Raw genomic sequence first — 12136 nt, forward strand, 5'->3', positions numbered from 1 at the left:
CAGGTTCTTCTTCATGGTCTTCACAAGCTCGCGCAGCTGGTCCATCGCGCCCGGGGGCAGGTCCTGGGCCAGTCCGCCGGGCCGGATGAACGCGTGGTTCATGCGCAGGCCGGTGATGAGCTCGAAGGCATCGAGAATCAGTTCACGATCGCGGAATCCGTAGATCATGATCGTCGTCGCGCCCAGCTCCATGCCGCCGGTGGCGATGGCCACCAGGTGGGAGGCGAGCCGGTTGAGCTCCATCAGCATCACGCGGGTGACAGTCGCCCGGTCCGGGATCTGCTCCTCGATGCCGAGCAGCTTCTCGACGCCAAGGCAGTACGCCGTCTCGTTGAAGAACGGCATGAGGTAATCCATGCGCGTGACGAAGGTCGTGCCCTGCGTCCAGTTCCGGAATTCGATGTTCTTCTCGATGCCGGTGTGCAGATAGCCGATGCCGCAGCGGGCCTCGGTGACCGTCTCGCCGTCGATCTCCAGGATGAGCCGGAGCACGCCGTGCGTCGACGGGTGCTGCGGGCCCATGTTGACGACGATGCGCTCGTCGTCGGCCTTGGTGGCGGCCTGGACGACCTCGTCCCAGTCGCCGCCGGTGACTGTATATACGGGACCTTCGGTGGTCTCACGTGCAGATGCGGGTGGGGTGGTCACGAGTACGACCTCCGCTGGTCCGGAGCCGGGATCTGGGCGCCCTTGTACTCGACGGGGATGCCGCCGAGGGGGTAGTCCTTGCGCTGCGGGAAGCCCTGCCAGTCGTCCGGCATCATGATCCGGGTGAGGGCGGGGTGCCCGTCGAAGACGAGGCCGAAGAAGTCGTACGTCTCGCGCTCGTGCCAGTCGTTGGTCGGATAGACCGAGACCAGCGACGGGACGTGCGGGTCGCTGTCCGGGGCGCTCACTTCCAGGCGGATCAGCCGGCCGTGGGTGATCGAGCGCAGGTGGTAGACCGCGTGCAGTTCGCGGCCCTTGTCTTCCAGGTAGTGGACTCCGCTGACGCCCGTACAGAGCTCGAAGCGCAGGGCCGGGTCGTCGCGCAGGGTCTTCGCCACCTGCACCAGGTGCTCGCGCGCGATGTGGAAGGTGATCTCGCCGCGGTCGACGACCGTCTTCTCGATGGCGTTGTCCGGGAGGAGGCCCTGCTCCTCCAGGGCGCCTTCGAGTTCGTCCGCGACTTCGTCGAACCACCCTCCGTAGGGGCGGGCCGCGGGCCCCGGCAGGCGTACGGAACGTACGAGACCGCCGTAGCCGGAGGTGTCGCCGCCGTTTTTCGCGCCGAACATGCCGCGCTGGACGCGGATCTCTTCGCCGTGGTCACCGCGCTGGCCGGGCAGATTCTGCGCGCTGAGTTCCTTGTCGGGGTTCGGCTCGTTGATCTCGCTCACCGGAGCAGCCCCTTCATCTCAATGGTGGGGAGCGCCTTCAGGGCCGCTTCCTCCGCCTCGCGGGCAGCCTCTTCCTGGTTCACGCCGAGCTTGGAGTTCTGAATCTTGTGGTGGAGCTTCAGAATCGCGTCGATCAGCATCTCGGGACGAGGCGGGCAACCGGGCAAATAGATGTCAACAGGAACAATGTGATCAACACCCTGCACAATTGCGTAATTGTTGAACATTCCCCCTGAAGAGGCGCAAACACCCATGGAGATAACCCACTTGGGGTTCGGCATCTGGTCATAGACCTGCCGCAGCACCGGCGCCATCTTCTGGCTGACCCGCCCCGCCACGATCATGAGGTCGGCCTGCCGCGGCGAGCCGCGGAAGACCTCCATGCCGAAGCGGGCCAGGTCGTAACGGCCGGCGCCCGTCGTCATCATCTCGATGGCGCAGCAGGCGAGGCCGAAGGTCGCGGGGAAGACGGAGGACTTCCGTACCCAGCCCGCGGCCTGTTCGACGGTGGTCAGCAGAAAGCCGCTGGGCAGCTTCTCTTCGAGTCCCATTGGTGACCCCTCAGCCCCTCAGTCCCATTCCAGGCCGCCGCGCCGCCATACGTACGCGTAGGCAACGAAGACGGTGAGCACGAAGAGCAGCATCTCGACGAGCCCGAAAAGCCCCAGGGCGTCGAAGGAGACGGCCCAGGGATAGAGGAAGACGATCTCGATGTCGAAGACGATGAAGAGCATCGCCGTCAGGTAGTACTTGATGGGGAAGCGGCCGCCGCCGGCGGGTGTGGGTGTCGGCTCGATGCCGCACTCATACGCTTCAAGCTTTGCCCGGTTGTAGCGCTTTGGGCCGATAAGCGTGGCCATGACCACGGAGAAGATCGCAAACCCTGCCCCGAGTGCGCCGAGCACGAGGATGGGCGCGTAGGCATTCACGCTCCTCGCTCCTTCCAGTCGTCCTTGACCGTTGGACCGCACCGGAGCTTGCACTTCACGCCGCCTCCATGATCTTCGCCACGCGAAGATCATGTATATGTGAGGCAGTTCACAAGCCCGGCTGCTTCGCATCCTATGCCTGCTGGTCTGTGATCTGCGACACGGGTTGCGACAACGTCTTTGTGATCTCCACCACCCGACGAACGATCATCAACTCGGGTGAGCGGTGATCTTCATACGCGAAGTGCACGAGTGGCTACCAGACGTGACAAGCGATGGTGTTACCGCTGGTCGCAAGGGGTGCGCGCTATCAAGCGTTGGAACGTACAGGCAAATTGGCAATGGACGGCTCCTGGGTGATAAGGAAACGCCGCCTCATCACTCCGGGGGAGCTTCGCGGACGCATGTGGACGCGTGCTCGCGTTCACGAGCACCGAAGGCGGTCGCCGCGCAGTAGGGGTGGCCGATCTGTGACCTGCACCACTCTCGTCCGCTGCCGATAAAAGCGGGCTTGGCCATCGGTGTGAACGGATGGTAGGCGCCGGGCAATTGGGGCGTAATGCGGAAAGCCCATGATCACAGGCATGATCACGTGTGCCCGTATTGCCCGTTACGGCGTCAATAAAGCCCGACAGAAGCCCGATTCGGGCCGACATGACACAACTGTGGCGCAGCCCACGTTTCTTGAAGGGAACGCGAACGCCTGATAGCGGTTGTCCCATGTCCCTCACCGCTCACATACCCAGCCACCGGAAACCCCGTCGTAGCGCGTCCAAGGTCGCGCTCCGTGCCGGAGTTGCCGGTGGCGTCCTCAGCACCATCGGGGTGGCAGGTGCTGCCGGGCCGGCGAACGCCGAGCCGGTGACCGCGACCATCGAGATGCCCACGATCACCACGGACCTGGCGAACACCGTCGCCGTCTCCGCCGAGGCCACCCAGCAGGTCGCGTACGCCTACGACCTCCAGGCCCAGCAGGACGAAGCCGCCGCCAAGGCCGCGAAGGCCGCAAAGAAGGACAAGGCGGAAGCCGAACGCAAGGCCGAGGCCAAGCGCAAGGCCGAAGAGGCCGCCCAGAAGAAGGCTGCTGAGGCAGCAGCCGAGAAGGCCGAGCAGCAGGAGCGCGCCTCGCGCAGCGCCGAGCGTACGACGCTCAGCGCCTCCGCCGGCGACTCCGGCGTCTCTGTCGGTTCGTCCACGGGCACCGGCAGCGCCGCGACCGTCGTCTCCTTCCTCAAGGCGCAGCTCGGTGACGCGTACGTCATGGGCGCCTCGGGCCCGAACGCCTGGGACTGCTCCAGCCTCGTACAGGCCGCGTACCGGACGGTCGGCATCGACCTCCCGCGCGTCTCGCAGGACCAGTCGGTGGCCGGTACCCAGGTGGGTACGTCCAACCTCCAGGTCGGCGACATCCTCTACTGGGGCGGCGCCGGATCGGCGTACCACACCGGTGTCTACATCGGCGACGGCCAGTACCTCGACGCCGCCAACCCCAGCAAGGGCGTAGTCATCCAGGACCTGTCGGGCTACCCCGCGAGCGGTGCGGTCCGCGTGCTCTGACGGACATTCAGCACCTTTCGCACGACTTGCTCGACTTGTACAACTCTGTACGGCGGAGGGCCGTCGTTCCCGGCTTCGGGAACGACGGCCCTCCGCCGTGCGTTCATCGGGTACCGGTACGGCTCACGGCTCACCCCTTGCGGAACAACTCAACAAGGCGCGCATAACTGTCCCCGCCGTTCCCCCCGTCGACCGCCCGCTCGACCAGCGCCTGCGACAGCTCGGGCAGCCGCCCGTCGATCCCCCGGTCCCTTCCCGCGTGGACCAGGTGCCCGATCGCCGCGCGGTGTACGTCGAGAGTGGCGTCGTCGCCCGGGTAGTGACCGGCGTCCACCTGCTCGGCGTACGCCCCCATGAAGCCCGTCACGGCGCCGCGCAGCCACCGGGTCACGACCGGGGTGAACGCCGCCGCGGCCACCCCGTCGGCGCCCACCAGGGCCGTGGCGTGCAGCCAGCCGCTCAGCGTCGCCCACATGACGTCGAGCAGCGCCAGGTCGTAGAGGGAGGCGACGCCCGGGTCGTCGCCGAGGTCGATGGGGTCGCCCAGGGCGGCCAGCGTGTCCCGGTGGGCCGCGAAGGCGGCGGGCGAGCCGCCGTAAAGGAACATGCTCTCCGGGCTGCCGACCCCGGGTGGCGTCGACATGATGGCGCCGTCGAGGTAGCCGAAGCCGTGCCCGGCCGCCCAGGCCGCCGTCTGTCTGGCCTGTTCGGGGGAGCCGGTGGTGAGGTTGACGACCGTACGGCCGGCCAGCGACCCGGCCACCGGCTCCAGGAGTGCGCGTACGGCGTCGTAGTCGAGCACACAGACGACCACGACCCCGGCGGCTGTGACCGCTTCGCCGGGGGTCGCCGCGCGCACGGCGCCCCGGGCGACGAGCGGGTCGGCCTTGGCCGGGGTGCGGTTCCAGACGGTCGTGGGGTGACCGGCGGCGAGGAGGGCGTCCGCGAGCGCCGTACCCATATGTCCCAGACCCAGGACCGTGACGTTTTCGCGGTTCATAACCATTTCCCCCAAATATGCGGTGTGCGTTGTTTCTTGGCGAGATCAACCCTCGCAGCGCCCGCCGCCGACCGACAGTGGCAGGACTGCCCACCTCCGCAAAATTCCTGCCGTACGCTCACCCGCATGCACACCGTCGCCGTGGCCGTGGTCGAGGACTCCGGGATCTCCCTCTGGGAGCTGTACGAGCTGTCGATCGCCTGCACGGTCTTCGGCATCCCGAACCCGGACCTGGCCGACCCGTGGTACGACCTGCGTCTGTGCGGCACCAACAAGGGCGGCCCCAGCTCGGGCTTCTCCCTCACCACCCCCCACAGCCTCGACGCGCTGGCCGGAGCGGACACCGTGATCGTGCCCTCGGTCCCCGAGGCGTGCGCCGAGGACGGCGAGGACGTACCGCCCGAACTCGTCGACGCGCTGCGCGCGGCCGCGGACTCCGGGGCCCGCATGGTGTCCCTGTGCACCGGCGCTTTCGCACTCGCCGCGGCCGGAATCCTCGACGGCCGCCGCGCCACCGCCCACTGGCAGCACACGGCCGCGCTCGCCAAGCGCTACCCGAAGGTCCTGGTCGACGATTCCGTCCTCTACACCGACGACGGCAACGTCCTCACCAGTGCCGGCGCCGCCGCCGGCCTCGACCTCTGCCTGCACCTCGTACGCCGCGACCTGGGCGCGCAGGTCGCCAACCAGCTGGCCCGCCGCCTGGTCGTACCGGCCCACCGCACGGGCGGGCAGGCCCAGTTCATCGACCAGCCCGTTCCCATGGCCGACGACGACAACCTCGGCCCCGCCCTCCAGTGGGCCACCGCCCACCTCCGCGAACCGCTCACCGTCGACGACATGGCCCGCCGCGCCCGTATGAGCCCGCGCTCCTTCTACCGCCGCCTCCAGGAGTCCACCGGCACCACCCCGCTCCAGTGGCTACTGGGCCGTCGTCTGGCCCACGCCCAGTCGCTCCTCGAAACGACCGACCTGCCGATCGACCGCGTCAGCGCGGAAAGCGGCCTGGGCACGGCGGCCAACCTCCGCCGCCACTTCACACTCCAGGTCGGCGTCTCCCCCAGCGACTACAGACGCAACTTCGCCGGCCCGCGCACGCGGTCGCCGCAGCCCGTGACCTGACAGCGCGCCTAGGTGGTTTTGGGCACGGCGACGGACTGGGCGTGGCGGAAGATGTTGTGCGGGTCCCACAGCTTCTTGGCCCGTTGCAGGCGCTTGTAGCTGTTCTTGTAGTACAGCTGGTGCCAGGGCTGGCCCAGCGTATTGAGTTTCGTGTCCGAGATGTCGACGTCGGGGTAGTTGATGTAGCAGCCGTCCGTGTTCGCGTCCTTGGTCGCGGGGTAAGCCGGATCGACCACCGCCGGCACTCCACCGGTGGGCCGGTAGACGTCCTGGTAGAAGTTCCTGATCCAGCGCAGATGGGGCCCGGCGATCTCCGGGTCCTTTTCGGCGTCCAGGTAGTCGTAGACCCCGTTCTTGTCGGCGTCCGTGCCCCAGGTCCAGTACGCCTGGTACTGGAGCTTCATGACCGAGGAGCGCTGCGGCACAGCCGTCTCCTCCGGGCCCACGTCGTTGACTGCTCCACCGTAGGAGTCGACCTGAACCAGGGCGTCGGGGTTCGTGTACTTACCGTCGGTGAGGTGGCGGTGGATCGCGTCGATCTGGTGCTCGGTGAATCCCTTCGTCATGTACGCCGACTTGTACTTGCCGCAGCGGTTGGGCCCGGAGTCGTTGATGCTCTGCGTGGCCGTGAGCCAAGGGAGTCGGGTCGGGATGAACAGCGAGCCCATCGCGGGATGCTCGCCAATCGCCTGGTCCAGTGGTGTCTCTTCGACGTGGTACGTGTCGCCGGTCTTGAAATCCGCGGTGATCCACTTCATGAACGCAGCGAGGCGGTGCACCGAGTGGTCCTTCGTACCGTCGAGCTGAATGATCAGACCGACCTTGCCGCTGCTCATGTGGGTGAGCTTCAGCAGGGTGAACAAGTCGCGGTACTTGTAGGTGCCGAAGGAGGCGGCCGGGAGCGTGCCTTTGTTCTCGTACTCGAAGAACTGCCCGTACCGGCGGACGAGCGACTTGAAGAGGTCGGGGCGTGCGAGGAAGTCCTCCCACTTCCAGGCGACGGACCTGGCCAGCACCTGGGCGGGCGGCTTCCGCAGGCCACGGAACCAATAGCGCGTGATGACGCCGAAGTTGCCGCCGCCCCCGCCGGTGTGCGCCCACCACAGGTCGCGCAGCGAAGCATCGGTCGAGTCTTTGCGGGCCACCGTCTTCTTGGGGGTTTTGCCGTCGGCGACGGTGACCACCTCGACGGCGTACAGGTAATCCACGGTCAGGCCGAAGTCCCTGGAGAGCAGCCCGTAGCCGCCGCCCGAGACATGGCCGCCGAGCCCCACCGAGTAGCAGGAGCCGCCGGGCAGGGCCAGGCCGGTCGACCGGTAGAGCTGGGTGGTGCTGTGCCAGTTCGTCGCGCCCGCCTCGATGCAGTACGCGTCCATCTCCGGGTCGAAATAGACGCGGTTCATCTGGCTCACGTCGATGATGACCCCGACGTCGCCGGAAGAGACGAAGTTCTCGTAGCAGTGGCCGCCCGAGCGCACGGTGATCCGGCGCTCGGAATTCGCCGGGTTGCTGCGGAACTTGGCGAGCGCCGCCACCACGTCGTCCGCCGTCGTAGCGACCACCACGTAGTCAGGCTTGGCGATCCAGCGCTGATTGAACCCCCGGCGCAGAGCCTCATAGCGCGCGTCGTTGGAACCCACTTCGATCGGACTCGCGGCCACGGCAACCCCCATTGGCATATGAGACGTCCACGAACTCACTCTAAGTTACCAGCGATGTGCTCTACGTCACTTACTCGTTCGGGTGAATCGCCGAAGCCTGACATTTGTCATCCACTCCTGTGCCGAAGGTCGTTCTGCGGGTGGAGGACCGCCCGTAGCGGCGCCATGAGGATGGGAGGAATCGAAGACGAGCCGTGAACGCGTGACGAAAAAGGAGCGACCATGCGCCTCGCCCACCCGAACAACCGCCGCCACAGCCACCACCCGGAGCATCGGAGAGGCCGCCTGGCGGCGGTGGCATCGGTCGCCGTTCTGTCGCTCGCGGTCGGGGTCGCGCCGGCGCAGGCGCAGGCGACAGCGCCGGTATCGGCCGCCCCCGCCACCGCCTGGTCCGGACTGTCCGCCGCGCCCTTAGCCGCACCAGAGCGCCGTCTCGACCGGCCGGCTCTGCGCGACTCCCTCGCCGCGATTCACAAGGCCGGTATGTACGGGGCCTATTCCGCCGTTCGCGACGGCTCGCAGCAGTGGCGCGGAGCCACCGGATTCGCCGACGTGGACACCGAGCGCCGGATGCGACCCGACTTCGAGCACCGGATCGGCAGCATCACCAAGACCTTCACCGCAGTGGCCGTCCTTCAGCAGGTCCAAAAGGGCCGCATCGAACTGGACGCGCCCATCGGGCGCTACCTGCCCGAGCTGATACCGGGCGAGCGCGGCCGGCAGGTGACCGTACGCATGCTGCTCAACCACACCAGCGGCATCGCGGATTACGTACTGCCCGCCTTCCCGGGCATCCTCGAAAACCCCGGCAAGGTCCTCGAAGACAACCGCTTCCGCCGCCTGGACCCGGAACACCTCGCCCGCCTCGGACTCGCGGCCCCGCCCACCGCCGAGCGCGGCACGCATGCGTACGCCAACACCAACTACGTCATCGCCGGGCTGCTGTTGCAGAAGGTCACGGGCCAGGACGCGGAAACGTACATCACTCGCCATGTCATCCGTAAGGCCGGCCTGCGGCACACCTACTTCCCGCGCTCGCCCTACATTTCCGGACCGCACGCCAAGATGTACGAGTCGATGTACGGCTACATAGAGCCGGCCCGCGACTTCAGCGCCTACGACATGTCCTGGGCCGGTACGGCCGGCGCGATGGTGTCGACCATGCGGGACCTCAACGACTTCTACCGCCAACTGCTCGGCGGCAAGCTGCTCGGCCCCGCCGAACTGCGCGCCATGAAGACCACCGTCCCGGCCTACGAGGCCGAACCGGGCGAGGAAGTCGCCATGCGGTACGGCCTCGGCCTCTACACCCTGCGCATGCCCAACGGCGGCTGGTACTGGGGCCACGACGGCGGCGTCTTCGGAGCGGGGACCTGGGCGCTGTCCACCGAGGACGGCCGCAGGCAGGTCGCGATCGGCTACAACCTCATGAAGTACCAGCGGTTCGACGAGAACGACAAGCCGAAGCCGGACCCGATAGGGGATGCGCTGTTCCAGTACGTCGACGGAGCACTCAGCAGCGCAGGCAAGCCCTCCTCGCCTCTCGGCCGGTCGGCGCCGCCCAGCCCGCTACCCCCGCTCAACCCCTTGGTCACCCCCGAGCAACTGCGCTGAGGGTGCAGAGAGTCAGGGCGCCGGACGGATTTTGTACGTACGGACCGTGTCCCGCAGCCGGGCCGCTTTCCCGCGCACGACGTCCGCCGGGAGGCCGTCATCCCGTACGTACGGCTCACTGCGGCAGACGCGGCACAGGCCGCCCGGCAGTGATTCCGGCGTACCGGGGGCGTGGCAGTCGGTGCACTCCATGACGTACCGGCCCTGTACGGGCGCCGGGGGCTCGGGCGGCAGCCGGTCGATCAACCGCCTCTGTACGAAGCCGAAGGGGTGCCGGACAGGGTCCGGCAGCATCGAGGCAACGGCCCGCACGAGCTGCGCCTCGGTGGCTCCCCGCCGGAACCAGTCCCCGGCGAGGTCTGCGAGTGCCTCGCATTCCACGGCGGACAGGGCGAGCTGCGGGTGCTGGTGCACGAGCCGGGCGAGCGCGTCGTAGCCGCGCGCTTCCGGCTCCTGTACGGGCGCGGGGTCGGCCATTCCGGACTGCGGGACGTTGTCGGCGAGGAACTCGGCCCACCAGGCGTCGGGCCGGGCGGTACGTGTGAAGAACGTCCGGTAGACCCACCGCGCACCCTCGGCGTCCTGCACGTCCCGGCGCACGCGTCGCAGATGCCCGGCCTCGGACAGCTTCCGCAGGACGGTGCCGATGGCGCACTGCCCGAAGCCTTCGACTTCCCTGGCCAGCGCCTTGATGGAGATGTCGGCGCCGTCGGGCAGCCGGTCGATGTAACCGGCGATGGCCGCTTCACGCTTGGGCAGATGTGCGAAGTCGCGGGCGCGGCGGGGCTCTTGGTCAGGCGCGGACCGTTTCCCGAAGCCGGGCTTGGCCATCGGGTGGGCGGGTGCGTGCAGGGCACGGCTAAGCTGCTGAACAGCCATGAGATCGACCTCGTAACGATCTTGATGGTCAGACCCCTGTGTGGTGCTGCTAACACCGCATGGGGGTCGTTTCGTCGTGCCGCACGCTACACGGCAACAGCACTGTGTCGCGACACGATCACAAAATGTCATCGCCGCTGGCAGGGAGGGTAGGTGGGAACAGTCCCCACCCACCATTCCTAGCAAAAGCCGCTCGAACCTCGCCCCCCGAAGCTCAAGCGCCGTCGCGACACCGAGGACACCGGCACGGCGGATAGGCCATGGACCCCGGCGGGAACTCCACCCCTTCCGCCGGCTCGCCGGTCGCGTCCAGCCGCAGCACGCCATCGGTCCCGTAGTCGGCCATCAACTCCGCGAGCTGCGCTCGCGCTTCGCTCCGCCGGGATGCGTCCATCTCTGCTCCTTGCCAGTCGCCCAATACGTCGCTTTCCGTGTCCGATCGTTGCGCTCCGTGCATACGATGGACAGGGGGAAACGGGCAACAAAGGTGCTGAAACGCATGGGAGTTCAACGGTGAACAAGCCCAACAAGAGCGTGAGCTTCTCGCAGGGCAAGGTCGGATGGCCATTCTTCGGCTCCGAACTCAAGCGGCAGCGGGAAGCGGCAGCGGGAAGCGGCATCGCTCACCCAGCAGCAGCTCGGGGAGCGGGTCTACGTCTCGGGGACGTACATCGGCCAGATCGAGGCAGCCATCCGCAAGCCCCAGCTCGACCTCGCACAGCGCATCGACAGCGAGCTGGGAACGGACGGGCTCCTTGCCCGCATGTGCAAGGAGCTGATCGACAGCAGTCCGCACGCCCCCTACTTCGCAGACGCGGCCGCACTTGAGGTCGAAGCCGTCGCCATCAGCGAGTACGCTCCGACCCGGATTCCTGGCTTGCTCCAGACCGAGGAATACGTACGCTCCGTGATGGCTCCATCGGCAGCGCTCCTGCTGGACAGCGCCCTGGTAGAGACTCGCATCAGGGCGCGGACAGATCGTGCGGCCCTGCTCGACGATCCAACAAGACCCGTGTTGTGGGCAGTGCTGCACGAGACCGTGCTTCGCGTGCCCGTGGGCGGACCGGCCCTCATGGCGCGCCAGCTGAAGCACGTCGCTGACCTCGTCCGCCGCGAGCGCATCCTCGTCCAAGTGCTCCCATTCAGCGCGAATGCACACGCCGCAAGCGGCAGCATGTTTGCTCTGATGACCTTCGAAGACGCACCGCCAGTTGCATACTCGGAAGGACAGTACTCAGGGCAGTTGTTGGACACTCCCACGCTGGTCGCCAAGTACCAGTTGTCCTACGATCTGATCCGGGCCGCCGCGCTGTCGCCGGAGGCGTCCCTGGCCCTGATCGAGTCGGTGGCGGAGGACTACAAACAATGAGCAACGCGCACGACCTGGGCTCCACCGCATGGCGCAAGTCGTCCTACAGCAATTCGGACGGCGGTAGCTGCCTGGAAGTCGCTGACGGCCTGGACGGCGTCATGCCCGTCCGCGACAGCAAGATCCCCAGCGGCCCCGCCCTCACCTTCGACGTAACCGCCTGGTCGTCCTTCGTGTCCGCAGTGAAGGACGACCAGCTGCCCCGCGCCTGACCCACGCGCCTAGATGTATTGGCCCTCAGTGCAAAGTCTCGGCGGCCTTGGTCAGCGGGCCGCCCGCGTCGCCCGTGTTGATGACGCCTGCCGGTTCCAGCAGCAGGATGGCGGTCTCCTCGTCGGCCACGGGGCAGTGCTCGACGCCACGCGGCACCACAAAGAGATCGCCCGGTTCCAGGACCACGTCTGCGTCCCTGAGCTGGATGGTGAGGCGGCCGCTGATGACGAGGAACAGTTCGTCCGTGTCCTCGTGGGTGTGCCAGACGAACTCGCCCTTCAGCTTGGCGAGCTTGACCTCGTAGTCGTTCAGGTCGGCGATCTTCTTCTGCGACCAGAGCTCGCTGAACTGCGAGAGCTTCTGGGCCAAGTTGACTGGTGCGGTGGCGGATGCGGTGGGCTTTGTCATGCCAT

12 protein-coding genes and 1 pseudogene are annotated in these 12136 nt (G+C 67.2%); 5 read left to right on the top strand and 8 right to left on the bottom strand.

What is annotated here, in order from left to right; translation table 11 throughout:
• The 4 genes and pseudogenes from ABZX79_RS25355 to ABZX79_RS25370 form a co-directional block, all read right to left on the bottom strand.
• Positions 1 to 648: pseudogene (locus ABZX79_RS25355) on the bottom strand (NADH dehydrogenase subunit D); the annotation flags it as partial.
• The gene (locus tag ABZX79_RS25360) at positions 645 to 1379 is read right to left on the bottom strand and encodes an NADH-quinone oxidoreductase subunit C (RefSeq protein WP_355261971.1); all 735 of its coding nucleotides are present in this window, start codon (positions 1377 to 1379) and stop codon (positions 645 to 647) included. The gene ABZX79_RS25360 and the pseudogene ABZX79_RS25355, both read right to left, overlap by 4 nt.
• Complete coding sequence (locus ABZX79_RS25365; protein ID WP_069927526.1) at positions 1376 to 1930, bottom strand: NADH-quinone oxidoreductase subunit B; 555 nt, start codon at positions 1928 to 1930, stop codon at positions 1376 to 1378. The genes ABZX79_RS25360 and ABZX79_RS25365 overlap by 4 nt, the downstream gene beginning before the upstream one ends.
• Positions 1931 to 1948: 18 nt before the next feature.
• Positions 1949 to 2308: an NADH-quinone oxidoreductase subunit A gene (locus ABZX79_RS25370; protein ID WP_003956195.1), complete on the bottom strand. Its 360-nt coding sequence runs from the start codon at positions 2306 to 2308 to the stop codon at positions 1949 to 1951.
• 720 nt (positions 2309 to 3028) lie between these two features.
• On the opposite strand from ABZX79_RS25370, the gene ABZX79_RS25375 reads away from it, so the two are divergent.
• Positions 3029 to 3865 (top strand): C40 family peptidase, encoded by an 837-nt coding sequence (locus ABZX79_RS25375; RefSeq protein WP_355261976.1) that lies wholly within the window; start codon positions 3029 to 3031, stop codon positions 3863 to 3865.
• A gap of 130 nt (positions 3866 to 3995) precedes the next feature.
• On the opposite strand, the gene ABZX79_RS25380 is transcribed toward ABZX79_RS25375, so the two are convergent.
• Positions 3996 to 4865: an NAD(P)-binding domain-containing protein gene (locus ABZX79_RS25380; protein WP_355261979.1), complete on the bottom strand. Its 870-nt coding sequence runs from the start codon at positions 4863 to 4865 to the stop codon at positions 3996 to 3998.
• A gap of 126 nt (positions 4866 to 4991) precedes the next feature.
• Here ABZX79_RS25380 and ABZX79_RS25385 point away from each other — a divergent pair, with 126 nt between their 5' ends.
• Positions 4992 to 5987, top strand: coding sequence for a helix-turn-helix domain-containing protein (locus ABZX79_RS25385; RefSeq protein WP_355261982.1), 996 nt, complete (start codon positions 4992 to 4994; stop codon positions 5985 to 5987).
• Between the two features lie 8 nt (positions 5988 to 5995).
• Here ABZX79_RS25385 and ABZX79_RS25390 read toward each other — a convergent pair whose 3' ends face one another.
• Positions 5996 to 7648 carry an FAD-binding protein gene (locus ABZX79_RS25390; protein WP_355261986.1) on the bottom strand — a complete coding sequence of 551 codons (1653 nt, stop codon included), beginning with the start codon at positions 7646 to 7648 and terminating at the stop codon, positions 5996 to 5998.
• A 222-nt stretch (positions 7649 to 7870) separates the two neighbouring features.
• On the opposite strand from ABZX79_RS25390, the gene ABZX79_RS25395 reads away from it, so the two are divergent.
• The gene (locus ABZX79_RS25395; protein ID WP_355261989.1) at positions 7871 to 9262 is read left to right on the top strand and encodes a serine hydrolase domain-containing protein; all 1392 of its coding nucleotides are present in this window, start codon (positions 7871 to 7873) and stop codon (positions 9260 to 9262) included.
• 12 nt (positions 9263 to 9274) lie between these two features.
• Here ABZX79_RS25395 and ABZX79_RS25400 read toward each other — a convergent pair whose 3' ends face one another.
• Positions 9275 to 10141, bottom strand: coding sequence for a hypothetical protein (locus ABZX79_RS25400; protein ID WP_355261992.1), 867 nt, complete (start codon positions 10139 to 10141; stop codon positions 9275 to 9277).
• A 763-nt stretch (positions 10142 to 10904) separates the two neighbouring features.
• Here ABZX79_RS25400 and ABZX79_RS25405 point away from each other — a divergent pair.
• Both ABZX79_RS25405 and ABZX79_RS25410 read left to right on the top strand, forming a co-directional pair.
• Entirely contained in the window at positions 10905 to 11510 is a 606-nt protein-coding gene (locus tag ABZX79_RS25405; protein WP_355261995.1) for a DUF5753 domain-containing protein, read from the top strand.
• Positions 11507 to 11722, top strand: coding sequence for a DUF397 domain-containing protein (locus tag ABZX79_RS25410; protein ID WP_355261998.1), 216 nt, complete (start codon positions 11507 to 11509; stop codon positions 11720 to 11722). Before ABZX79_RS25405 ends, ABZX79_RS25410 begins: the two co-directional genes overlap by 4 nt.
• A gap of 25 nt (positions 11723 to 11747) precedes the next feature.
• Here the strand turns inward: ABZX79_RS25410 and ABZX79_RS25415 are convergent, their stop codons facing one another.
• Positions 11748 to 12131: a cupin domain-containing protein gene (locus ABZX79_RS25415; RefSeq protein ID WP_355262001.1), complete on the bottom strand. Its 384-nt coding sequence runs from the start codon at positions 12129 to 12131 to the stop codon at positions 11748 to 11750.
• Positions 12132 to 12136: the final 5 nt, after the last annotated feature.

This window comes from Streptomyces sp. NPDC002994 (assembly GCF_040611155.1).
Lineage (GTDB): Bacteria > Actinomycetota > Actinomycetes > Streptomycetales > Streptomycetaceae > Streptomyces.

Bases quoted from the DNA above. Each gene is read 5' to 3' on its own strand.
- ABZX79_RS25380 (WP_355261979.1), bottom strand. From the start codon at position 4,865: ATGAACCGCGAAAACGTCACGGTCCTGGGTCTGGGACATATGGGTACG.
- ABZX79_RS25400 (WP_355261992.1), bottom strand. From the start codon at position 10,141: ATGGCTGTTCAGCAGCTTAGCCGTGCCCTGCACGCACCCGCCCACCCG.
- ABZX79_RS25365 (WP_069927526.1), bottom strand. From the start codon at position 1,930: ATGGGACTCGAAGAGAAGCTGCCCAGCGGCTTTCTGCTGACCACCGTC.
- ABZX79_RS25405 (WP_355261995.1), top strand. From the start codon at position 10,905: ATGTGCAAGGAGCTGATCGACAGCAGTCCGCACGCCCCCTACTTCGCA.
- ABZX79_RS25410 (WP_355261998.1), top strand. From the start codon at position 11,507: ATGAGCAACGCGCACGACCTGGGCTCCACCGCATGGCGCAAGTCGTCC.
- ABZX79_RS25385 (WP_355261982.1), top strand. From the start codon at position 4,992: ATGCACACCGTCGCCGTGGCCGTGGTCGAGGACTCCGGGATCTCCCTC.
- ABZX79_RS25415 (WP_355262001.1), bottom strand. From the start codon at position 12,131: ATGACAAAGCCCACCGCATCCGCCACCGCACCAGTCAACTTGGCCCAG.
- ABZX79_RS25375 (WP_355261976.1), top strand. From the start codon at position 3,029: ATGTCCCTCACCGCTCACATACCCAGCCACCGGAAACCCCGTCGTAGC.
- ABZX79_RS25395 (WP_355261989.1), top strand. From the start codon at position 7,871: ATGCGCCTCGCCCACCCGAACAACCGCCGCCACAGCCACCACCCGGAG.